The organism is Rhodococcus tukisamuensis NBRC 100609 (genome assembly GCF_001894985.1).
Taxonomy (GTDB): Bacteria; Actinomycetota; Actinomycetes; order Mycobacteriales; family Mycobacteriaceae; genus Rhodococcus_G; species Rhodococcus_G tukisamuensis.
Window position 1 is genome coordinate 105523 of sequence record NZ_BCXG01000012.1, and the last position, 20823, is coordinate 126345.

Genomic DNA, 20823 nt, shown 5'->3' on the forward strand with positions numbered 1-20823 from the left:
AAACGCCTGGCTGTGGCGTTGAGACCGGTAAGCACGCATGCAGACCCGCCAAAGACGGGACGGAGCAGCGCAGGCCGTGCTGCCGGGCCATTAGAGTAGGGGTGCGGCTCGTGGATCCCGCTGAGGGATCTACCCATAAGGAACGTGAGGGAGAGCGATGTTCGAGAGGTTCACCGACCGCGCGCGGCGCGTTGTTGTCCTGGCCCAAGAAGAGGCCCGGATGCTCAACCACAACTACATCGGCACCGAGCACATCCTGCTCGGCCTCATCCACGAGGGCGAGGGCGTGGCGGCGAAGTCGCTCGAGTCGTTGGGCATCTCCCTCGAGGGCGTGCGCAGCCAGGTGGAAGAGATCATCGGTCAGGGCCAGCAGGCCCCGTCCGGTCACATCCCCTTCACCCCGCGCGCCAAGAAGGTGCTGGAGCTGAGCCTGCGCGAGGCGCTGCAGCTCGGCCACAACTACATCGGCACCGAGCACATCCTGCTCGGCCTGATCCGCGAGGGCGAGGGCGTCGCCGCCCAGGTCCTCGTGAAGCTCGGCGCCGACCTGAACCGGGTCCGCCAGCAGGTCATCCAGCTGCTGTCCGGCTACCAGGGCAAGGAGCCGTCCGAGGCCGGCACCAGCCGCGGTGAGGCGGGTACCCCGTCCACCTCGTTGGTGCTCGACCAGTTCGGCCGCAACCTGACCCAGGCCGCGCTCGAGGGCAAGCTCGACCCGGTCATCGGCCGTTCGAAAGAAATCGAGCGGGTCATGCAGGTGCTCAGCCGCCGCACCAAGAACAACCCGGTGCTCATCGGCGAGCCCGGCGTCGGCAAGACCGCCGTCGCCGAGGGTCTCGCACAGGCCATCGTCAACGGCGAGGTCCCCGAGACGCTCAAGGACAAGCAGCTCTACACCCTCGACCTGGGTTCCCTGGTCGCGGGCAGCCGCTACCGCGGTGACTTCGAGGAGCGCCTGAAGAAGGTGCTCAAGGAGATCAACACCCGCGGCGACATCATCCTGTTCATCGACGAGCTGCACACGCTGGTCGGTGCGGGCGCGGCCGAGGGCGCCATCGACGCGGCCTCGATCCTCAAGCCGAAGCTGGCCCGTGGCGAGCTGCAGACCATCGGTGCGACCACCCTCGACGAGTACCGCAAGTACATCGAGAAGGACGCCGCCCTCGAGCGCCGCTTCCAGCCGGTGCAGGTCGGCGAGCCGACGGTCGAGCACACCATCGAGATCCTCAAGGGTCTGCGCGACCGCTACGAGGCGCATCACCGCGTCTCGATCACCGACGGCGCGTTGGTTGCCGCGGCCACGCTGGCCGACCGGTACATCAACGACCGGTTCCTGCCGGACAAGGCGATCGACCTGATCGACGAGGCGGGCGCCCGGATGCGCATCCGCCGGATGACCGCGCCGCCGGACCTGCGCGAGTTCGACGACAAGATCGCCGACGCGCGTCGGGAGAAGGAGTCCGCGATCGACGCGCAGGACTTCGAGAAGGCCGCGAACCTGCGGGACAAGGAGAAGACCCTCGTCGCGCAGCGGGCCGAGCGGGAGAAGCAGTGGCGCTCCGGTGACCTGGACGTCATCGCCGAGGTCGACGACGAGCAGATCGCCGAGGTCCTGGGCAACTGGACCGGCATCCCGGTCTTCAAGCTCACGGAGGAGGAGACCACCCGTCTGCTCCGCATGGAGGACGAGCTGCACAAGCGGATCATCGGCCAGGAGGACGCTGTCAAGGCGGTCTCCAAGGCGATCCGCCGCACCCGCGCCGGCCTGAAGGACCCGAAGCGTCCCTCCGGTTCGTTCATCTTCGCGGGCCCGTCCGGCGTCGGTAAGACCGAGCTGGCGAAGACGCTCGCGAACTTCCTGTTCGGCGACGACGACGCGCTCATCCAGATCGACATGGGCGAGTTCCACGACCGCTTCACCGCGTCGCGGCTGTTCGGTGCGCCTCCCGGCTACGTGGGCTACGAAGAGGGCGGCCAGCTGACGGAGAAGGTCCGTCGCAAGCCGTTCAGCGTGGTGCTGTTCGACGAGATCGAGAAGGCACACCAGGAGATCTACAACACCCTCCTGCAGGTGCTCGAGGACGGCCGTCTCACCGACGGTCAGGGTCGCACGGTCGACTTCAAGAACACCGTGCTGATCTTCACCTCGAACCTGGGCACCTCCGACATCTCGAAGGCAGTCGGACTGGGCTTCACCTCGGGAACGGGCAACGAGTCGAACTACGAGCGGATGAAGCTCAAGGTTCACGACGAGCTCAAGAAGCACTTCCGGCCCGAGTTCCTCAACCGCATCGACGACATCATCGTCTTCCACCAGCTGACCAAGGATCAGATCATCCAGATGGTGGACCTGATGATCGGCCGCGTCGAGAAGCAGCTGAAGAACAAGGACATGGAGATCGAGCTGACCGAGCAGGCCAAGTCGCTGCTCGCCAAGCGCGGCTTCGATCCGGTCCTGGGTGCGCGACCGCTGCGTCGCACCATCCAGCGCGAGATCGAGGACCAGCTCTCGGAGAAGATCCTCTTCAACGAGCTGGGCCCCGGCCAGATCGTGCTCGTCGACGTCGAGAACTGGAACGGCGAGGGTGCCGGCGAGGACGCGAAGTTCACGTTCACCGGAAGCCCGAAGCCGGTCGCGGTTCCGGACTCGCTGCCGGTGGACATGGCGAAGGCCGGCGACGCGCCGACGGAGACCGGTCCGACCGAGTAGGTTTTCCGCACGACACCCCGCAGGGCGGGCGTTCCGAAGGGAACGCCCGCCCTGCGGCGTTGCGGTACCTGGTGTTGCGGTTCGCGAACGGTTCGCCCGGCGGGCTACTGCCGGGCGAACCGTTCGCGAACCGCCCGCATCCGGGCCTCGAGTTCCTCCGGGGTCATGACGCCGCGGTCCAGCAGTGCATGCGCGGTGACCAGCGCGGACCGGGCCCGGACCGGGAACTGGTGGTAGATGGTCTCGCCCAGTTCGTCCTCGGCCTCGCGTCGCTCGAGGTTGTCGAGCGACCCATGCCACGACAGGCACTCGCAGGTCGCCTGCATGCTCGATTCCCACGGCGCGCGCTTGCCGTCCAGTTCGGGTAGTGTCCGCTCGCGTCGCGCCCTCGCGGGGAGCGTTGCCAGCAGCACGTCGTAACCCTGGTTGTGCAGGCCCGCCGCGTCGTCGCCGTGCGCGCTCATCGTCCGCCTCCCACCGGCTGCGGCGCCGACGGTGGCGCGGTGGCGGTCCAGCCCACCTGTGGCAGCGCCACCCCGATCATCGTGTCGCGGGTGACGATCGCCGCAAGTTGCTCCTCGCTCCACCCCTCGGTGCCGGCCGGGCGCATCGGCATGACCATGAAGCGGGACTTCTGGTTCGAGTCGTGCACCCGCACCTCCACGTCCGGCGGCATGTGCAGGCCGAACTCGGCGAGCACCTCGCGTGGCCAGCGGACCAGCCGGCGGCGGTAGTTGGGCGTGCGGTACCAGTCCGGCGACATCCCGAGGACCGGCCGTGGGTAGCAGGAGCACAGCGTGCACACGATCACGTTGTGCACCTTCGGGGTGTTCTCCAGGACGTAGAAGTAGGTGTAGTCGCTCGGGGTCCCCGACCCGGTGGGGTCGCGCCAGTCGATGCCGACCTCCTTGCAGGTCTCGGTGCCGTCGGCGAGCAACCGCGCCTTGAACTCGGGGTCCGTCCAGGCCTTGGCCACCAGCCGGGATCCGCCTGCCGGCCCGACCTGCGATGCCCACTCGGAGAATCTGCGGTGGTCCTCGGCCGAGAACAGTCCCTTCTCGATGGCCAGTTCCCGGATCGCGGTCTCGAGAACCTCGAACTCGCTGACCTCGTCGGAATCCTGGATCGGCGCGTGCGCGTCGTGTGTGTGGTCCCCACCCGTCTGACTCACTTCGTCTCCTCCTCTGCCGGGGCCAGCCACCGCTCCGAGCACTCGGTCTCGAGGGTGTCGACGTCGAATCCGGTGTACTGCGGCCACAGGTCACGCTGCCGGAACCGGACCACGTAGAACGGTTCGGTCCTGCCGTCCTCGCGGCCCCACGCCTCGTCCTCCGGGATCACCCACTCGGGGCGGTGCTCGACCACCACGCCGGTGTGTCCTCGGGTGAACGCCTGGGTTCGGGTGTGGAACAGCGAGGTCGCCTCGCGCACGGTGACCCGGTCACCGATCTGGTACTTCGTCATTTCGGCGCCTCCGTCCGGGCCCGTACCTCGTCGAGCTTCGCGGACAGCTCGTCGGGGGTGATCAGGCCCTTGTCGACCAGTGTCTTCGCGGCGACCGTGGCCCAGCGGGCGTAGTACGGCAACCCGAAGTACAGGGTGGCGCCGAGGTCGTTCTCGGCCCGCCTGCGCTCCTCGGAGTTCCACACGCCCCGCCACCCGAGGCATTCGCAGGTGACGTAGGTGTTCATCTCCCACGCCTCCTCGGACTTCTCCAGGTACGGGGTGGGGATGTCGGGCTGGCCGCCGACGTCGTGGAGGACGTGCCGCAGCGCCGCGTACAGGTCGTTCGATATCTCGTACGGTGAGTCGAGCCGTTGGCGGCTGACGGGTGCGATGCCCGCGACCCGGTTGTGCAGGCTGTCGAAATCTGTCGGTGAACTCATCGAGGTCTCCGTTTGCTCGTGAGAGCTGTTGCCCACCAGCGAGTTCTGGATCGGACGAACCTGGCCCGCTGGCTGGTGTCGCCGCGCTACGGCGTCAGTGGCACGGCAGGCCTAGCAGGTGACGGCCGTCGTGCATGAGCTCGTGCAGGTACATGCCCGAGCGGGAAATCGCGCCCTGGTCGAAGCCGACCAGGTACAGGGTGAGTAGTGCGAGCAGGACGACGCCCACGACTACGAGAAGGGCACCGGCGGACTCCGCCGCGCGGCTCGGCAGGTCGACTGTGGTCATGCTTCCTCCAGCGGCGCCGGTTGGTGGCGGCGCCGGTATTCGCGGCGGCGGTCCGGTCCGATCGGCCCAGTGCTTTCGGCGTCAATACCTCAGGCGTCAATACCAGAGGCACCAATACTTCTCGGCGGCGGTCCCGGACTGTCGGGATCACGCCGCGGAGCGCCGGTGGAGTGTGCCGTCGTGTGATTCGGCGACCCAATCACGATGTCACAACAAACCTGAGGCTACACCCCTCGCGGGAGGCGAATCTCGCCTTTGGGCGCGCGTGGGGGAGCGAATTGGTGTCCACTGATAGGCGTGTCCTCCACCCCGGTCGACAGCCGGCCGCCCCTCGACGACCGGCCGGGGCGCGCCCGTGTCGTGCTGCTGTCACTGATACTCGTTGCCGCGGTTGCCAATCTGAACCTGGCCGTCGCGAACGTCGCCCTGCCGGACATCGGCCGGGACTTCGACGCCAGCCAGACACAGCTGAACCTGATCGCGGTCGGCTACTCGGTCGGGCTGGCCGCCTCGGTGCTGTACCTCGGCGCGCTCGGCGACCGCTACGGGCGCAAGCGACTGCTGGTGCTGGGCACGGTGCTCTCGATCCCGGCGTGCCTGATCGCCGGCGCGGCACCGAACTTCGAGGTGCTGTTTGCTGCCCGGCTGCTCGGCGGACTGTCCGCGGGGCTCTCCTTTCCCACCACCCTCGCGCTGATCACGGCCCTGTGGTCGGGCGCGGCGCGCACCCGGGCCATCGCGCTGTGGTCGGCGATAGGCGGCGGCATCTCCGCGCTCGGCCCGCTGGTGTCGGGCCTGCTGCTCGAGCGCTACGACTGGGGCGCTGTGTTCTACGTGACGCTCCCGCTCGCCGTGGTCGCCCTCGGCATGGCACTGAGGTACGTACCCGCGCATGTCAACGAGTCCACCGCGGCCGTCGACCACCTGGGCGGGATGGTGTCCGTGGTGCTGGTGGCAGCGTTGGTGCTCGGTATCAACTTCGCGCCGGTGGACGGGATGGGGGCGACCGCGCTCGGGCTGCTGGCGATCGCATCGGCCGCCGGTGTGGTGTTCGTGGTCAGGCAGCAGCGCGCCCCGAATCCGCTCTTCGACCTCGAGGTCGCGCGCCGGCGGATCTTCTGGGTGGCCGCGGTCGCGGGGATCGTCGTGTTCGGCACCCTGATGGGCGTCATGTACATCGGACAGCAGTTCATGCAGAACGTGCTGGGCTACTCGACGCTCGCCGCCGGTTCGGCCGCCCTGCCCGCCGCGGCGGTCATGGTGCTGGTGGCACCGCAGTCCGCACGGTTGATCGAGGCGCACGGCTGCCGCGTCACGCTGCTGCTCGGTTACGCGGCCATCGTGTCGGGCCTGATGGTCGCGCTGCTGCTGTGGAAGGAGGACGCGCAGTACTGGAAGATCGGGCTCGGCTACACGCTCCTCGGCGTGGGCGTCGGCCTCGCGGGCACCCCGGCCTCGCGCTCGCTCACCGGCTCGGTCCCGGTTCGACGCGCCGGAATGGCGTCGGGAACGGCAGACCTGCAGCGCGACCTCGGTGGCGCGATCATGCAGTCGGTGCTCGGCGCGCTGCTCACTGCCGGCTACACCGCCTCGTTCGCCGCGACGATCGCCGCCTCGCCGCAGTCCGACGAGGTCAGTGACCAGGTGAAGTCCACGCTCGAGAAGTCGTTCTCGGGCGCGGCCGACATCGCGGAGCGGTACCCGCAGTACGCGGACCAGATCCTGGCCGCCGCGCGGACGGCCTTCCTGGACGGCGACACCAAGGCGTACGTGGCGGCGGTCCTGATCGTGCTGGCCGGCGCGGCCTTGGTTTTCTTCGTCTTTCCCAAGCGCGACGAGGAGCGGCAGTTGCTGGCGCACTACCACCGGGTCGACAACGTGGCGGTGTCCGTCGGCGACGACGGGTGAACGAGGAATGACACGCGAACCGGACGGCGCCCGCCCCGCGAGAACGTCGGCCCCATACCGGTGGCCCGGCACCACGATCCGGGACAGACTGTCCCTGCAGGTATGCCTGCGCGAACCGTAAGTCTCGACGGAAGGACTCACCATGCCCACTCGTACCTCCCGCACCGCGTGGAACGGCACCCTGCAGGACGGTTCCGGCCAGGTGGAGCTCACCAGCTCCGGCACAGGGACCTTCGAGGTGTCGTTCCCCAAGCGGGCCGCGGAGGAGGCCGGCGGCACCACCAGCCCCGAGGAACTGATCGCCGCCGCACACTCGTCCTGCTACGCCATGCAGCTCTCAGCACTGATCGGCGAGGCGGGCGGCACCCCGCAGAGCCTGGACGTGACCGCGTCCGTGACCCTGGGGCCGGACAACCCCGGATTCAAGCTGACGGGCATCAAGCTCGTCGTCCGTGGGGAGGTCGACGGGCTCGACGCCGCCGGATTCGCAAAGGTGGCCCAGGCCGCCAAGGAGTCCTGCCCGGTGAGCAAGGCGCTGACCGGCGTCGAGATCACCCTGGACGCCGCGCTGGAGTGAGCCTTTCGTCCGGCGGCGGGGCGGAACAGAAGTCGGGTTGCGGATGTTTAGAATAATTCGTGAGCACAGATACCAGTGACCAGCAGACCGCCCCCGCCGTCGCGCCGTCCGTGGTGGTGGAGGTGTGGTCCGACATCGCCTGCCCGTGGTGCTACATCGGCAAGCGCCGCTTTGCCGCCGCCCTCGAGAAGTTCGAGCACCGCGACCAGGTCCGGGTGCAGTGGCGCTCGTACCAGCTCCTGCCCGACCGCCCGGTCGGCGCACGGATCAGCAACATCGACGAGGTGGCCGCGCGCAAGGGGCTGTCCGCGACCGAGGCGCAGCAGCTGGCGGCCCGCGTCACCGCCGTCGCGGCCGAGGACGGCCTGGTGATGGACTTCGACATCGCGATTTCCGCGAACACCTTCGACGCGCACAGGCTGGTCCACCTGGCCGGCGACCGCACCGACGAGGTGATGGAGGCGCTGTTCCGGGCGCACTTCACACAGGGCCGGGTGGTGGACGACCGCGAGGAACTGGTCGCCATCGCCGCCGAGGTGGGTCTGGACGCCGACGAGATCCGGGCGGCCCTGGAGACCGACACCGCCGCCGATCAGGTGCGGGCCGAGACCGAGGAGGCCCAGCGGCTCGGGATCAACGGCGTGCCGTTCTTCGCGGCGAACCGGGCGATCGGTGTCTCGGGGGCGCAGCCCGTCGAGGTGTTCACCCAACTGCTCGAGCAGGCGTTCGCCCAGTCCGGCGCGATCGTCACCCTCGACGGTGACGGTGGCGCCTGCACCGACGACACCTGCGCGGTCTGACCAACTCCCGCACCCCAGGTTCCCCAATGTCACATTGGCTGCCTTGGGGTTCCCCGATGTGACATCGGGGAACCCCAAGGTCTCGTCAGCGACCGGCGACGGCGACCGCTGAGCGCGTACGGGCGGCGCGTTCGGTGAGGAAGGCGAAGCCCAGCCCGAGCGCCAGCCACAGCGTGGCCTGGACTGTGAGCGAGGAGATCCGGAACTCCCAGAGCAGGGACGCCGGGAAGTCGCTGCCCACCTCGTCGACGTCGGGCAGCGCCAGGTAGCTGACGCCGACGACCACCAGGAACGCGAGCAGCGGGGCCGCGATCCGGACCGTCAGGAGGTCGTTGGCCGCCACGATCCTGGCGGCGTACGCGGCGACGGCGACGGCCAGCAGCCCGAGGACCACCGATGCCAGCCACAGCAGCGTCCGCTTGTCGATGGTGTCCGGGTCGCCCACCGCGGGCGGGTTCGCCGGGTACTTGAAGAACGGCACGGCCTCGATCGCGAGCCACCCCAGCCCGGCCAGCGCCAACGCGAGCACGGGCGCGGACAGGGTGCTCGCGCGCCGCGCGTAGTAGGTCACCGAGGCGTAGATGGCGCCGAGGGCGAGGCCGGCGAGCGCGGTGGCCAGGAACAGGCCCGCCCGCTGCCCGTCCCGGCTGACCAGCGCGTCCTCGCCGTGCGAGTGGGCCGCGTCGGTCTCGGCTGCGGTGGCCGCGGCGCCCGGGGCGGGGTGCTCGTGGGCCTCGGCAGTGGCGTGTTCGTGGACCTCGGCCGCGGACGGCTCGGCCTCGGCGGCCGCGGATGCCGACTCCTCGATGGCGATGGCCGCGTTGACGTGCGGCTCGCCGATCACGAACGCGACGGCACCGGCCAGCAGCCCGGCGACGAGGCCGGCCAGCAGCCCGCGGATGAGGAGGTTCTTGAAGGACTCGGTCAGTGGCACGGCAGGCCCAGCAGGTGGCGACCGTCGTGCATCAGCTCGTGCATGTACATGCCGGTGCGTGAGATCGCGCCCTGGTCGAAGCCGACCAGGTACAGCGTCAGCATCGCGAGTAGTACGACGCCCGCGATGATCATCGCAATGCCGATGGAATCGGTTGCCCTGCTGGGGGTGTGAACGTAGGCCATGGTTCCTCCTGGGATTTCGCGTCCCTAAAAAATCCTGGCGATGGTGACAGTGTCTGGCTGTCGAGGCTGACGAACACCTCGATCACAGTGGCGCGACCGCTCCGGACTTGCACCGGATTCCCGTCCACCATCGCATTACCCGCAGACTTTCGCACCTGATGCGAAGTCGTGTCAATCGGGTCCCCGGAGGGCGAGGGTCAGTCGCCGAGGAAGGGGTGGAGCTGCTTGGCGGCCTTCTGTGGCGTCTTCGCGTCGACGCCCTCCCCGACGGCCTGTAGTTTCCAGCCACCTGCCTGCCGGTACACCTTGGCCATCACCATGGCGGTGAACGGCATGCCGCCCTTCAGCGTGAACCGCGCGAGCTCGGCCGCGATCGTGGCGTCGACGAGCCGGCAGAACGCGTTGTCGACCTGCTCGAACGTCTGCCCCCGGAACGAGGTCACGACGAAGACGATCGTGGTCACCCGGGCGGAGACGGCGCTCAGGTCCACCGCGATCACCTCGTCGTCACCGTCACCGTCGCCGGTGAGGTTGTCGCCGGAGTGGACGATCGAGTTGTCGGTGGACTTCAGCTTCCCGAAGTAGACGATCTCGGCCAACTCGGTGCCGGCGAACAGCAGCGCGGAGGCATCGAGGTCGATGTTCGCCTGGCGCGCGCCGAACCGGCCGCGGGTGACGACCGGATCCCAGCCGAGGCCCATCCGGATCTGGGTGAGTGCGACACCGCCGTCCTTCTTCAGGTTGACCTTCTGGCCCTTGGTCAGGCTGACGGGCCTGCTCTTGGTCAGGCTGATCTCCGCAGGTGCCGCGGGCGGCGCCGGGGGAGCCGGCGGTGCAGCGGGGGTGGGAGCCGGCTCGTCGTCGACCGACACCCCGTGGTCGGTGACCAGCGCCGCGAAGCCCCCGGCGTAGCCCTGGCCCACCGCCCGCACCTTCCAACCGCCCTGGCGGCGGTACAGCTCGAGTGCAATGACGATCGACTCGCTGTCCAGGCCGTCGATCCGGTACTCGTACAGCATGTTTCCCGCGGTGTCGGCGACCCGCGCCGTCGGGGCGGCGAACCGGCCGAAGCTGCTGGTGGCGTCGTCGAGGGTGATCACCGCGCGCACCTGCTCGACGTCCGCCGGCACCGCGCCGAGCGAGACGGCGAGCTCGGCGGACTGACCGGGCGCACCCGCCTGCAGACGCACGCCCGGACCGGTTGGCTGGTTGAAGAAGACGAAGTCCTGGTCCGAGCGGACCTTGCCCTGCGCGGTGACCAGCAGGGCGGACAGGTCGGCGGCGGCGGTGAGCGCGAGTGACACAACGACGTCGTCGACGGTCAGGGTCGCGTTCTGGCCCTTGGTGAGCTGCTCTGGCACGGTGATCGTCCTTCGGGTCGTCGGGCTGCGGTCGGTCTGTTCAGGGGCGGGGAGATGACTCGGCCGGTGCCTCGGCCAGGGCGGAGGTCGGCGGAACGCGGCACGCGAACCAGCGCAGGATCTCCTCGCCCGCAGCGATTCCCGCGTTCGCAGTGACCGTCAGGCCCCGCCGCTGCCAGCCCAGCTGTTCGAGTTCTCCGTGCCTGGGTCGGATCGCGGCATCGGCCACGGCGAGCATGTCCGCGTCGAGTGCGCCGTCGCCGGCGGCGAGCATCCGCGCCTGCGGGGGCAACACCCCGTCGGCGAGCAGGCGCTCGCGAACCTCCACCACCGCACGACCTTTCGATACCGCGGCGGGCATCGTATAGATCTTTCGCCCCTGCTGGGAGGCTCCCCAGCCGTGCTCTCTGCACCACCGGTCCCACTCCGCGAGGAACCCGGCCGGCACCGCGTCCGGTTCGACGACGAGGTAGCAGAACAGGTCGTCGGCGGTCCGGAGGGTGCGGACCCAGTTCGCGTCGATCCGGGCACGCAGCGTGGTGGTGATCTCGTCGAGGGTCGCGCCGCCGGACCGGGACTCTTCCTCGATCTGGTTGCGCCACAGCGGATCCGGTACACCGTCGACGAGGATGTTGCCGCCGTTGCTGGTGATCGCGTAGCGCCACGGCGCCCCGGGCAGCGCGATGCGCTGGAACTGCGCGATGGTGCGGGTGGTGGTGGGCACGACCGCGGCCACCCGAGTCAGGTCACGCAGCAGTTGGGCCGCCGTCGCGGTGACGAAGGACAGCGGCGCCCCGTCGTAGTGCTCCACGCAGCGAAGTTCCGCCTCGTCGACGCCGTCGCCGAGACTCATCGCGGAGCGCGAGTAGATCATCGTGCGGTCGAGATCGGTGGCGATCAGTACGGTCATGCGACGTCCTTGATCAGGCCCATGCAGGAGTACGCGAGGTCGGGCACCTCGTCGACCTCCACCCCCCGGGCGGCGGCGAGCATTCGGATGTGAGCGTGTTCCGGCGCGTCCCGGTCGCGCACGAGGACGCGCCACGGCACCCGTCGGAGCAGGACCCGGGTGGTCTCGCCGACGCCCGGCTTGACGAAGTTCACCGACGAGATGCCGTAGCGGGCACGGATCTCCTCCACCGATGCCCACCCCGCCCAGGTGGGGGAGCGGTCGCTGCCCACGATGGCGGCGACGGCGCCGGGTACGGCGGCGCGGATGTCGGGGAAGCGCGCGGCGACGGTGTCGAGCAGGTGATTCGAGACGTCGGCATCGGCGAGCCCGCGGTAGAACTTGGCGCCGTGGAACTCTCCGGGGCCGATCACGGTGTCGTTGAGGACGGTCCGGGACACCAGGCCCGAGACGGTGGAGTTGAGGCAGGCCGTCGCGATGAGGAAGTCGTCACGGGTGCCGTAGGTGCGCACGCACGCGCCCGGGTCGGCGAGCACCACCAGGTCGTCGTCGAAGCGCGGCCCGCCGGCGGCGGCGTGGGCGGCGAGTGCCGCGCTGAGTTCGCGGGTGATCGCACCCTTGCCGGTCCATCCGTCGACAAAGACGACGCTCTCCGGATCGTGTTGGGCGGCAAGGTAGTTCAATGCTTCGACATCGATGCCCCGGCCGCGGACGATGGACATCGCGTAGTGCGGCAGGTCCAGGCCGTGCACGTCGCGGGCCCAGTGCCGCATCAGCACCCCGACCGGGGTGCCCGCGCGGGCCAGCGACACCAGGGTGACCTCGCGACCCCGCTCGGCGAGCACCAGTTCGGTGACGGTGCCGACCGCGAGGGCCAACCGTTCCGCGCTGACGGTCAGCACCTTGTCGAAGAGTTCGCGGTAGGCAGCGTCGGGCTGGAACTCGATCGGCAGCGATTCCGCGTAGTGCGCCTGCCCCGACTGGATTCGGCGTTCACGCTCGGTGACGTCGGCCTCGAGGTCGAGCGCGGACAGGTCCTTGAGGAGCCATCGGACGTCGGCCGGGGCGTAGGAACCGAAGGCCGGTCCGGTCAACGGTGCGGTCACCGGTGGGCCGCCTCTCGGCTCTCACGCAGCAGCACGGGATCGGTGCTGGGCACGACGGCGAGCAGGACGTCGCTGCCCGCCGCGGTGAGTACGTCGAGTAGCCCGCCCTCGCCGTGCAGTCGCGCGGTGTCGGCAGGTGTGTCCACGACCATCAGAATCTGTGGTCGGGCGTCGGCGGGACTGTCGTCCGGCGACGGGCTGCCGGGCCAGTGGGCGTTGTACAGGTACCGGCCCGCGCTGTCGTCGGATTCCGGTGCGACGAAGGCGAACCCGCGGCGCAACGGGTACCCCGGCTCGTCGAGCACGTAGGCCGGCGACCGGGTGGTGGTCTGGAATCGGGTCGCGACGCCGCGATCGGCGAGCGCCGCGGCCAGGCGCAGCGGCAGGTACATGAGCTCCTCGTGGCCGACCACGATCAGCGGCGAGGCCGGATCGATCCGCTCCATCAGTGCGTCAGCGGCCTCAGCGACGGCCCGCTCGAATGCCGGGGTGTCGGAGTGCAGGAAACCGTGCCGGCCCCCGTCTGGAACAGCCGCGGGCCAGGCGACCTTCACCCTGGCGGTCGCGCCGCGGACGGTGCCCACCGGGTTCAGTGCCGGGTCCGGGAGGGCGATGACCCGTTCGATCAGGCCGTCCGGCAGGACGGCCCGCCCCGTGGCGAGGCTGACGTAGTCGATCTCGGTGCCGAGTTCGGCGGCGGCGAGTTCACAGGTCAGTCGGTGGTCCGCCGTGCGCATGTCGACGAGCGAGGCCACGACGTACCGGCTCCGCGGGTGCTGGGCGTGCAGCGCCCGGATGGCGTCGACCGCGGTTGCGCCGGTGGAGATCTCGTCGTCCACGAGCACCAGGGGCGCGGTGCCCGCGAACAGTGACGCCGTGGTCGGCTGCAGCAGGTGGCTGGTGGCGTGCGAGTGCCCCTCCTCGAAGCCCGCGAAGGTGCCGGCGCCGGGAACGTCCCGGCGGGTGGAGTGGAGGTAGCAGCGCGCGCCGATCCGGGCGGCCACACAGTGACCGAGACCCGTTGCGGTCTCGGCGAACCCGAGCACCAGCGCGTCCACCTCGGGGCGCTGCCGGGTGGTGGTGTCGATGCCAAGGGCCGCGAGCACCAACTCGCCCAGCCGGTCGCCCGCGCCGAGCACGACCGACGGTTCGGTGGGCAGGTGCTTGCCCAGCACGGTCGAGACCAGCAGGTGGGCGCGGCGCGGGTTCCGGCGCAGCCCCGGCTCGACGAGCTCCGGCACCAGGTGGCCGGCGGCCGAGTCGCTGTGTTGCAGTTCGATGCCGAGCTCGCGGGTCGCCCACGGCTCGAGGCCGGCCCGGGTCACCGCTGCACCAGCGCCGTCAACAGGTCCACGAATGTCACTCCCTTGTTGGTCACCCCGAAGACCTGCGCCCGACGCATCGTGTGCACGGCCCAGTTCCGATGTGGGCGAACCTCGTTCATCTTGTTTCGGTAGCCCGACGCCTGGACGCCGCCCACGGTCTCGCCGTCGAGGATGTCGAGGGCGTCGTGGTACTCCTCGTGGGTGACGGCGGACAGCGAGTGCACCGCGGCGACGTGCGACGGGTGGATGACCGTCTTGCCCTGGATTCCGTTGGCCCGGTCCAGCGCGATCTCCCGGAGCAGTCCGTCGAGGTCGCGGCTGACGAGTTGCTGCCGGAACAGCACCGCGTCGTGTTCGAAGAACGGGGTGGCCCGCAGCATCGGCCGGAACATCCGCTCGTGGTCGGCGAAGTACTCCCAGACCGGGCCGGTGATGACGAATCCGGACCCGTCGGCGCGCCCGAGGTAGTTGACCACGTCGGCGATCACGTCGACGACGACCCGGACGTCGTAGATGGTCAGGTCGCGGTCCCGGCGGATGCCGAAGGTGCTGCACATGTCGGTCGCGCCGATCCGGACCGCCAGGATGTGCTCGCGGTGCTGGGCCAGTAGTTCGCGAATCGTGTGCAGTTCGGTGTCGCGGCTCTGCCGGTGGACCAGTTCGGGCGACTCGAGCACCGGCATCGCGTACAGGTGCTTGCCGAGCAACTCGGAGGCGGCGCGCACCTCCTGCAGGAACCCGGCGCCGCTGGCGCTGGTGAACTTCGGGACGACGAAGCCGCTGAGGGCGTCGACGCCGGTGGTGACGGACTCGGCGATCCGGCGAATGCCGTCCGCGGTGCGCACCCGCACGAAGAGCAGCATGTTGGCGGCGACGGTGCCGGCGAGTTCGTCGAGGGTGGCGACCGCATTCGCCAGCGCCTGTTCCACCTCGTCGTCGGCCACGGCGTCCTCGAGGTCGAGGACCATCGAGCACACTCCCTCGCCGGCCCGCCGAATGATTGTGGCGGCCAGGTCGTCACGGGTCGCGGGGATGTAGAGCGTCGCCCCGAGCGCGGTCGCGAGGACCTCGCGGTCGGTCGCGTCGTCGAAGGTACGCGAGGGGTGCAGGAACAGTCGGTCCTGGGTCTCCTGGTCGAGATGTTGGAAGTGCCGGATCGTGGTCGTCTCGGTGACGGTGCCCAGACTCATCGCTTGCCTGCCTGCCCTCTCATGCGTTGCACCACGCCCGCGATGAACTCCGACACGCTGTCGAGTTCGGTGATGTATGCCCAGTAGTCCGGATGCGTCCCCTGCAGGCCGCCGCTGATCCGGTCGATCCGGTCGAGCTGCGCGTCCAGGACCGAACCCCATTCCGCGATGTGCCCGGAGTCGACGGCGAGGTGCTGGGCGTCCTTGAGCCGGAACCTCACGGCGGCGAGTTTCGCCGCGGGGTCCTGCCGGACCTCGCGGAGCAACCGCAGTCGTTCGGTGACGGAGTCGACGGCGCGGTCGGCCGCGGTCAGGTGGGTTCGCACCGTCTCGGTGTGTTCGAGCGCGAGGTCGGGATCGCCGCCGGCAAGGGCCCGCTCGATGTCGGCGAGTCCGGTGGCGGCGGCCTCGATGTGCCGGCGGCTCGCCTCCTCGTTGCCCGTCAGGTCCTGCGAACTGGCCATGTTGAACTCGCGGAGGATGGCGGAGTACGCCCCGCGCAGGCCGCCGGACCGGGTGCGCACGGCGTCGACCCGGGTGCGCACCGAGGCCAGTGCGGTGCGGGCCTCGCGCTCGCGGGTCGGGGCGGCCGACAGCGATTCCAGCAGGGTGGCCACCGCCGCCAGCACGCGGGCCGTTGCGGCGCGGATGTCGCGGGCGTCGTGGAGGGTGGAGGCGGCGTCGAGGTCCAGCGTGGCGGCGTCGAGGTCGGCGGACCCTGCGCGCACCGACGAGTAGCCGGCGTACGCCTGGTCGGGGCCGCACAACCGCGCCCGGGCGGCGTCCGCGTCCGCTCGGGCCTGCCGCGCGACCTGCGGCACGGCCTGCAGGGTCGCCGTCGCGCCGTCGAGGTGGGCGCCGTGGGTGTCGTAGAACACGTCGAGGGCGTGTGTCGCATCGGACAGTTGCCGCGTGGTCCGGTCGACCGACACCGATTCCGGGCCAGGCGAGGTGGCACCGGTCCTGTCGGACAGGGCGACGTAGGCGCTCGCGGCGGCGTAACAGGCGTCACGGACCGGCGCCCACGCTCGCCGGATGTCCCGCTCCGGGAAGAGTGCCGCAGACGCCTCAACTGCGGTTTCCACGGTTCGCTGCCGGGCGTCCATGGCCAGGAAGGCCGTGGTCATCGACTCCCGGGCGCGACGGATCCCGTCGTCGTTGTCGGATCCCCCCAAGAATCGTGGCCATCGGCTCGTCACGGCACCATCGTACTTGGGAAAATTTTTACGATTTGCTGATAGGTACATTGGGTAATGGCGCTGGACCTGGTGATCAGGGCCCGCGGTATCACGGCATTTCGGACCTCGGCATCAGCCGCGGTCCGGCTACCTCCACATTGAAAGGGCTCCGCATGGGCGTCAGCTTGACCAAGGGCGGCAACGTCTCCCTCACGAAGGAAGCGCCGAATCTCACGGCGGTCGCGATCGGTCTCGGATGGGACGTCCGCAGCACCACGGGCACGGAGTTCGACCTCGACGCCAGCGCGATCGCGGCCGGCGCCGACAAGAAGGTCGTCTCCGACCAGCACTTTGTGTTCTTCAACAACATGAAGACGCCGGACGGCTCGATCGAGCACCTCGGCGACAACCTCACGGGTGCGGGCGAGGGAGACGACGAGGTCATCAACGTCGACCTCGCCGCCGTCCCGGCGAACATCGAGAGCATCTTCTTCCCCGTCTCGATCTACGACGCGGACACCCGCGCGCAGTCGTTCGGCCAGGTCCGCAACGCCTTCATTCGCGTCGTCGATCGCTCGAACGGCACGGAGCTCGCCCGCTACGACCTCTCCGAGGACGCCTCCACCGAGACCGCGATGGTCTTCGGCGAGCTGTACCGCCACGGCGCGGAGTGGAAGTTCCGGGCCGTCGGCCAGGGCTACGCCTCGGGACTGTCGGGCATCGCCCGCGACTACGGCGTGAACGTCTAGTCAGCAGCACCACAACCTCGGGCCGGGGAGGGCGAGTTCCGCATGCCCTTCCCGGTCCGTCGTTCGCTACCGCGGTTGCAACCGCCTGCTGCAGCAGCCACCCTGCACTGCCCTCACAGAAAGGCCACGCTTCGTGGTTCTGCGCATATTCGGTGTCTCGTTCTTCGTCACCGTGCTCGCCCTCGTCATCGCGGCGATCTACGGCGGCCCGGAGGCCGTCTTCCTCGTCGCGATCCTGTCCATCCTCGAGATCTCGCTCTCCTTCGACAACGCCGTGATCAACGCCACGGTCCTGCAGCGGATGAGCGAGTTCTGGCAGAAGATCTTCCTCACCATCGGCATCGTGATCGCCGTCTTCGGCATGCGGCTGGTGTTCCCGCTGGTCATCGTGTGGGTGGCGGCCGGTCTCGGCCCCGTCGAGGCGATGAACCTGGCGCTCAACCCGCCCGCCGACGGCGCCGCGGCCTTCCCCGACGGCAGCCCCAGCTACGAGACCATCCTGACCGACGCGCATCCGCAGATCGCCGCGTTCGGTGGCATGTTCCTGCTGATGCTGTTCCTGAACTTCATCTTCTCCTCGCGTGAGATCACCTGGCTCGGCTGGATCGAACGGCCGCTTGCCAAGATCGGCAAGCTCGATCAGCTCGAGGTCGTCGTCGCGGGCGCCCTGCTGCTGGTCACCGCCGGCTTCCTCGCCGACGACGAGAACCGCGCGACCGTGATGGTGGCCGGCGTCGCCGGTCTGATCCTCTACATCGCGGTCAACGGCCTCGGCGAGCTGTTCAACCTCCCGGAGGAGGGCGAGGAGGCCGAGCCGTCCCGCGGCCCGTCGAACCTCGCGAAGGCCACCGGCAAGGCCGGCTTCTTCCTGTTCCTCTACCTCGAGGTCCTGGACGCGTCGTTCTCGTTCGACGGCGTCATCGGCGCCTTCGCGATCACCTCCGACCCGATCATCATCGCGCTCGGACTCGGTTTCGTCGGCGCCATGTTCGTCCGTTCGATCACCGTGTTCCTGGTCCGCAAGGGCACGCTCTCGGACTACGTCTACCTCGAGCACGGCGCGCACTGGGCCATCGGCGCGCTCGCGGTGATCCTGCTGGTCTCGATCGGTGTGCACGTCAACGAGCTGATCACCGGCCTGGTCGGCATCGCGCTGATCGGTGCCGCGTTCATCTCCAGCGTCATCAGGAACCGCAAGGCAGGCGACGGCGACGACGACGCGCTCGTCGAGGAGCTCCGCACCGTCGTCGTCGGATAGTCACCCACTCGAAAAGGACACGACATGGCAATCGACTACACCCGTCGCCCCAGTACGCCCCCGGCGGGCGAGCCCACGGCCGCCGTCCAGGGTGGCGGTGTCAACCTGAGCAAGATCACCCTGACCAAGAGCGCGCCGAGCGTCAGCCTGACCAAGTCCGGCGAGCGTCAGGGCGCCATGCGGGTGAACCTGAACTGGTCTCAGGAGCAGCCGAAGAAGAAGGGATTCTTCGCGAAGCTGGCCGGCCCCGGCGGCATCGACCTCGACCTCGGCTGCCTGTACGAGCTGGCGGACGGCTCGAAGGGCGTCATCCAGGCGCTCGGGAACAGCTTCGGCGCGCTGAACACGGCCCCCTTCGTCCAGCTCGACGGGGACGACCGGACCGGTTCGGTCAGTGGCGGCGAGAACATGCACGTCAACCTCGACCGCCCCGAGATGTTCAAGCGCGTCCTGATCTTCGCGATGATCTACCAGGGCGCAGCGAACTGGGCAGCGGTGGACGGTGTCGTGACCATGTACCCGACCAGCGGTCCCGAGGTGGAGGTTCGGCTGGACTCGGCCGTCGACGGTGCCCGGATCTGCGCCATCGCGATGCTGGAGAGCACGGGCCGGGACGTCACGGTCAACCGTCTGGTCCAGTACATCAGCGGAAGTCAGGCCGACCTCGACGCCGCCTACGGGTGGGGCATGCGCTGGCAGGCCGGTAGCAAGTAGGCCGTTCCAACGGGTGGAGGCGGCGTCCGGGACCAGGTCCCGGACGCCGCCTCCGTTGTCGACGGGCGGAATCTAGAGTTCGAACTCGGCGGGGTCGATGCCCACCGCGAAGCACGCTTCCTTGACGGTGGCCTTCTCGTGCTCGTCGAAGTTGCCGTCCGCGCCGCCGATGATGATGCCGATCTGGATGACCGCGCGGGCCTGCTCCGGCTTCGACTTCAGCTTGCCGATCGTCGCGGTCGCCTCGACCTTGCCGAAGTCGAAGTCGCCCTGCAGCTTGTCGCAGTACCAGTCGAACTTCTCGCGCAGCTCGTCAGGCGTGAACACCTTGAGCGACTCGTTGCCCATGATCAACGCGGCGGTCTTCTGGCGCTCGGCCGGATCGATGCGGCCGTCGGCGGCCGCGATCAGCGCGCACATCGCCATCGAACCGTTCGCGAACTCCTTGTTCTTGAACTGGGCGGTCTTCGTCTGCAACTGCCCGTTCAGTTCCTGCGTCTTCGACTTGAGCTGATCCCAGAATCCCACGAAACTCCTCAAGCTTGTGTCAACGGTTGGTAAACCCTTGCGGCCGAGGGTATCGGAATCGAGGATGGAGCGACGCCCCTGCAGGTCGGACGCCCGGCAGGCCCGCTCCGGACGGTCAGACGCCCTTGGCGGCCACGTCGAGGACGACCTCGAACTCGAGCAGCGAGGCGCCCGTCGCGACCGGCTTGGCGCGCTCGCCGGCATGCGCGGCCCGCGCGGGACCCTGCGCCCAGGCCTGGAACGACTCCTCGGAGTCCCACTGGGTGACCACGAAGTAGCGGTCGTCGCCCTTGACAGGGCGCAGCAGCTGGAAGCCGAGGAACCCGGGGGAGTTCTCCACCGCGTGGGCGCGGTTCGCGAAGCGCTTCTCCAGCTCGGGGCCGGCGCCCTCGGGGACCTCGATTGCATTGATCTTCACCACAGACATGGCGGCGAGCGTACTCCGATACCTTGGGACCCGTGCTTCATGACGAGGGTGGATCCGGTGTGCCAATCCTGTTGCTCCACGGGCTGATGGGCAGCGCCCGCACCTGGCGTCGGCAGGTGCCGTGGTTGCGTGAGTTCGGGCACGTCCACACCTTCGACGCGGCCGGTCACGGGCGGCCCGCGCCCGCCACGCCGAGCACCGAGGCCTTCGTGGCGGACCTGGCCGAGGCGACGGCGTCGATCGCCGAACCGATGGTCGTGATCGGGCACTCGATGGGTGGGTTGCACGGCTGGTGCTTCGCGGCCGCGTACCCGGAGCGGGTGCGGGCGCTGGTGGTCGAGGACATGGCGCCCGACTTCCAGGGCCGCACCGCGGACGACTGGGCCGCACTGATCGGCTCCTGGCCGCAGCCGTTCCGGGACGCCGAGCACATGGTCGAATTCTTCGGACCCGTTGCGGCGCAGTACTTCATGGACTCGTTCGAGCAGCGCAGCGACGGCTGGTACCTGCACGGCGAGGTTCCGGTCTGGCGGGAGATCTCCGAGGAGTGGGGCACCCGCGACTTCTGGACGCAGTGGGCCTCGGTCCGCGCGCCCGCGCTGCTGTTGGAGGGCGAGTTCACCATCACTCCCGCCGGGCAGATGCGCGAGATGGCCGCCACGGCGAGGCAGTCCGAAACCAGCTACGAGCTGATCGAGGGTGCGGGCCACCTCGTCCACGACGACTGCCCGGCGGAGTACCGGGCGGCGGTCGAGAAGTTCCTCGCCGACCTTCGCGACTAGGACGCG

At 69.2% G+C, this 20823-nt stretch carries 23 protein-coding genes and 1 riboswitch; of the genes, 8 read left to right on the forward strand and 15 right to left on the reverse strand.

Annotation, left to right across the window (positions count from 1 at the left end; all coding sequences use genetic code 11):
* Nucleotides 1-157 precede the first annotated feature (157 nt).
* Nucleotides 158-2710 (forward strand): ATP-dependent Clp protease ATP-binding subunit, encoded by a 2553-nt coding sequence (locus RT2_RS14620; protein ID WP_072845507.1) that lies wholly within the window; start codon nt 158-160, stop codon nt 2708-2710.
* 104 nt (nt 2711-2814) lie between these two features.
* Here the strand turns inward: RT2_RS14620 and RT2_RS14625 are convergent, their stop codons facing one another.
* The 5 genes from RT2_RS14625 to RT2_RS14645 all read right to left on the reverse strand — a co-directional run bounded on the left by RT2_RS14625 (nt 2815) and on the right by RT2_RS14645 (nt 4885).
* On the reverse strand, nt 2815-3174 hold the full coding sequence (locus tag RT2_RS14625; protein ID WP_072845508.1) for a ScnB: 360 nt from the start codon (nt 3172-3174) through the stop codon (nt 2815-2817).
* Nucleotides 3171-3881, reverse strand: coding sequence for a thiocyanate hydrolase subunit gamma (scnC, locus tag RT2_RS14630; protein WP_072845509.1), 711 nt, complete (start codon nt 3879-3881; stop codon nt 3171-3173). Before scnC ends, RT2_RS14625 begins: the two co-directional genes overlap by 4 nt.
* Nucleotides 3878-4174: an SH3-like domain-containing protein gene (locus RT2_RS26850; RefSeq protein ID WP_342742028.1), complete on the reverse strand. Its 297-nt coding sequence runs from the start codon at nt 4172-4174 to the stop codon at nt 3878-3880. Before RT2_RS26850 ends, scnC begins: the two co-directional genes overlap by 4 nt.
* Nucleotides 4171-4596 (reverse strand): SH3-like domain-containing protein, encoded by a 426-nt coding sequence (locus tag RT2_RS26855; RefSeq protein ID WP_072845559.1) that lies wholly within the window; start codon nt 4594-4596, stop codon nt 4171-4173. The genes RT2_RS26850 and RT2_RS26855 overlap by 4 nt, the downstream gene beginning before the upstream one ends.
* A gap of 94 nt (nt 4597-4690) precedes the next feature.
* A complete protein-coding gene (locus tag RT2_RS14645) occupies nt 4691-4885 on the reverse strand; it encodes a CbtB domain-containing protein (RefSeq protein ID WP_072845510.1) in 195 nt (64 codons plus the stop codon).
* 297 nt (nt 4886-5182) lie between these two features.
* Between RT2_RS14645 and RT2_RS14650 the strand changes: the two genes are divergently transcribed.
* The 3 genes from RT2_RS14650 (at nt 5183) to RT2_RS14660 (ending at nt 8170) form a co-directional block, all read left to right on the forward strand.
* Nucleotides 5183-6793: an MFS transporter gene (locus RT2_RS14650; RefSeq protein WP_072845511.1), complete on the forward strand. Its 1611-nt coding sequence runs from the start codon at nt 5183-5185 to the stop codon at nt 6791-6793.
* Nucleotides 6794-6935: 142 nt separating this feature from the next.
* Nucleotides 6936-7370 (forward strand): OsmC family protein, encoded by a 435-nt coding sequence (locus RT2_RS14655; RefSeq protein WP_072845512.1) that lies wholly within the window; start codon nt 6936-6938, stop codon nt 7368-7370.
* A 59-nt stretch (nt 7371-7429) separates the two neighbouring features.
* The gene (locus RT2_RS14660; RefSeq protein WP_072845513.1) at nt 7430-8170 is read left to right on the forward strand and encodes a DsbA family oxidoreductase; all 741 of its coding nucleotides are present in this window, start codon (nt 7430-7432) and stop codon (nt 8168-8170) included.
* An 85-nt stretch (nt 8171-8255) separates the two neighbouring features.
* On the opposite strand, the gene RT2_RS14665 is transcribed toward RT2_RS14660, so the two are convergent.
* From RT2_RS14665 to RT2_RS14700, 8 genes are all read right to left on the reverse strand, one after another.
* On the reverse strand, nt 8256-9104 hold the full coding sequence (locus tag RT2_RS14665; RefSeq protein ID WP_072845514.1) for a CbtA family protein: 849 nt from the start codon (nt 9102-9104) through the stop codon (nt 8256-8258).
* The gene (locus tag RT2_RS14670; RefSeq protein ID WP_072845515.1) at nt 9095-9289 is read right to left on the reverse strand and encodes a CbtB domain-containing protein; all 195 of its coding nucleotides are present in this window, start codon (nt 9287-9289) and stop codon (nt 9095-9097) included. The genes RT2_RS14665 and RT2_RS14670 overlap by 10 nt, the downstream gene beginning before the upstream one ends.
* A riboswitch (cobalamin riboswitch) is annotated at nt 9256-9412 on the reverse strand. (Overlaps the previous gene by 34 nt.)
* 74 nt (nt 9413-9486) lie before the next feature.
* Nucleotides 9487-10650, reverse strand: a complete 1164-nt coding sequence (locus RT2_RS14675; protein ID WP_072845516.1) for a TerD family protein — start codon at nt 10648-10650, stop codon at nt 9487-9489.
* A 40-nt stretch (nt 10651-10690) separates the two neighbouring features.
* Entirely contained in the window at nt 10691-11560 is an 870-nt protein-coding gene (locus tag RT2_RS14680) for an HAD family hydrolase (RefSeq protein ID WP_072845517.1), read from the reverse strand.
* The gene (locus RT2_RS14685) at nt 11557-12666 is read right to left on the reverse strand and encodes a cysteine protease StiP family protein (RefSeq protein WP_072845518.1); all 1110 of its coding nucleotides are present in this window, start codon (nt 12664-12666) and stop codon (nt 11557-11559) included. The genes RT2_RS14680 and RT2_RS14685 overlap by 4 nt, the downstream gene beginning before the upstream one ends.
* Nucleotides 12663-13991 carry a phosphoribosyltransferase family protein gene (locus RT2_RS14690; protein WP_072845519.1) on the reverse strand — a complete coding sequence of 443 codons (1329 nt, stop codon included), beginning with the start codon at nt 13989-13991 and terminating at the stop codon, nt 12663-12665. Before RT2_RS14690 ends, RT2_RS14685 begins: the two co-directional genes overlap by 4 nt.
* Nucleotides 13988-15181 (reverse strand): HpcH/HpaI aldolase/citrate lyase family protein, encoded by a 1194-nt coding sequence (locus RT2_RS14695; protein WP_072845520.1) that lies wholly within the window; start codon nt 15179-15181, stop codon nt 13988-13990. Before RT2_RS14695 ends, RT2_RS14690 begins: the two co-directional genes overlap by 4 nt.
* Nucleotides 15178-16380, reverse strand: coding sequence for a hypothetical protein (locus RT2_RS14700; protein ID WP_072845521.1), 1203 nt, complete (start codon nt 16378-16380; stop codon nt 15178-15180). Before RT2_RS14700 ends, RT2_RS14695 begins: the two co-directional genes overlap by 4 nt.
* Nucleotides 16381-16532: 152 nt before the next feature.
* On the opposite strand from RT2_RS14700, the gene RT2_RS14705 reads away from it, so the two are divergent.
* The 3 genes from RT2_RS14705 to RT2_RS14715 all read left to right on the forward strand — a co-directional run bounded on the left by RT2_RS14705 (nt 16533) and on the right by RT2_RS14715 (nt 19080).
* Complete coding sequence (locus RT2_RS14705) at nt 16533-17108, forward strand: TerD family protein (protein ID WP_072845522.1); 576 nt, start codon at nt 16533-16535, stop codon at nt 17106-17108.
* 133 nt (nt 17109-17241) lie between these two features.
* Entirely contained in the window at nt 17242-18366 is a 1125-nt protein-coding gene (locus RT2_RS14710; protein WP_072845523.1) for a DUF475 domain-containing protein, read from the forward strand.
* A 24-nt stretch (nt 18367-18390) separates the two neighbouring features.
* Complete coding sequence (locus RT2_RS14715; RefSeq protein ID WP_072845524.1) at nt 18391-19080, forward strand: TerD family protein; 690 nt, start codon at nt 18391-18393, stop codon at nt 19078-19080.
* A 72-nt stretch (nt 19081-19152) separates the two neighbouring features.
* Here the strand turns inward: RT2_RS14715 and RT2_RS14720 are convergent, their stop codons facing one another.
* The gene (locus RT2_RS14720) at nt 19153-19608 is read right to left on the reverse strand and encodes a tellurite resistance TerB family protein (protein WP_072845525.1); all 456 of its coding nucleotides are present in this window, start codon (nt 19606-19608) and stop codon (nt 19153-19155) included.
* A gap of 115 nt (nt 19609-19723) precedes the next feature.
* Complete coding sequence (gene mhuD, locus RT2_RS14725; RefSeq protein WP_072845526.1) at nt 19724-20035, reverse strand: mycobilin-forming heme oxygenase MhuD; 312 nt, start codon at nt 20033-20035, stop codon at nt 19724-19726.
* A 32-nt stretch (nt 20036-20067) separates the two neighbouring features.
* On the opposite strand from mhuD, the gene RT2_RS14730 reads away from it, so the two are divergent.
* Nucleotides 20068-20817 (forward strand): alpha/beta fold hydrolase, encoded by a 750-nt coding sequence (locus RT2_RS14730; RefSeq protein WP_072845527.1) that lies wholly within the window; start codon nt 20068-20070, stop codon nt 20815-20817.
* The last annotated feature ends 6 nt before the right edge of the window (nt 20818-20823 follow it).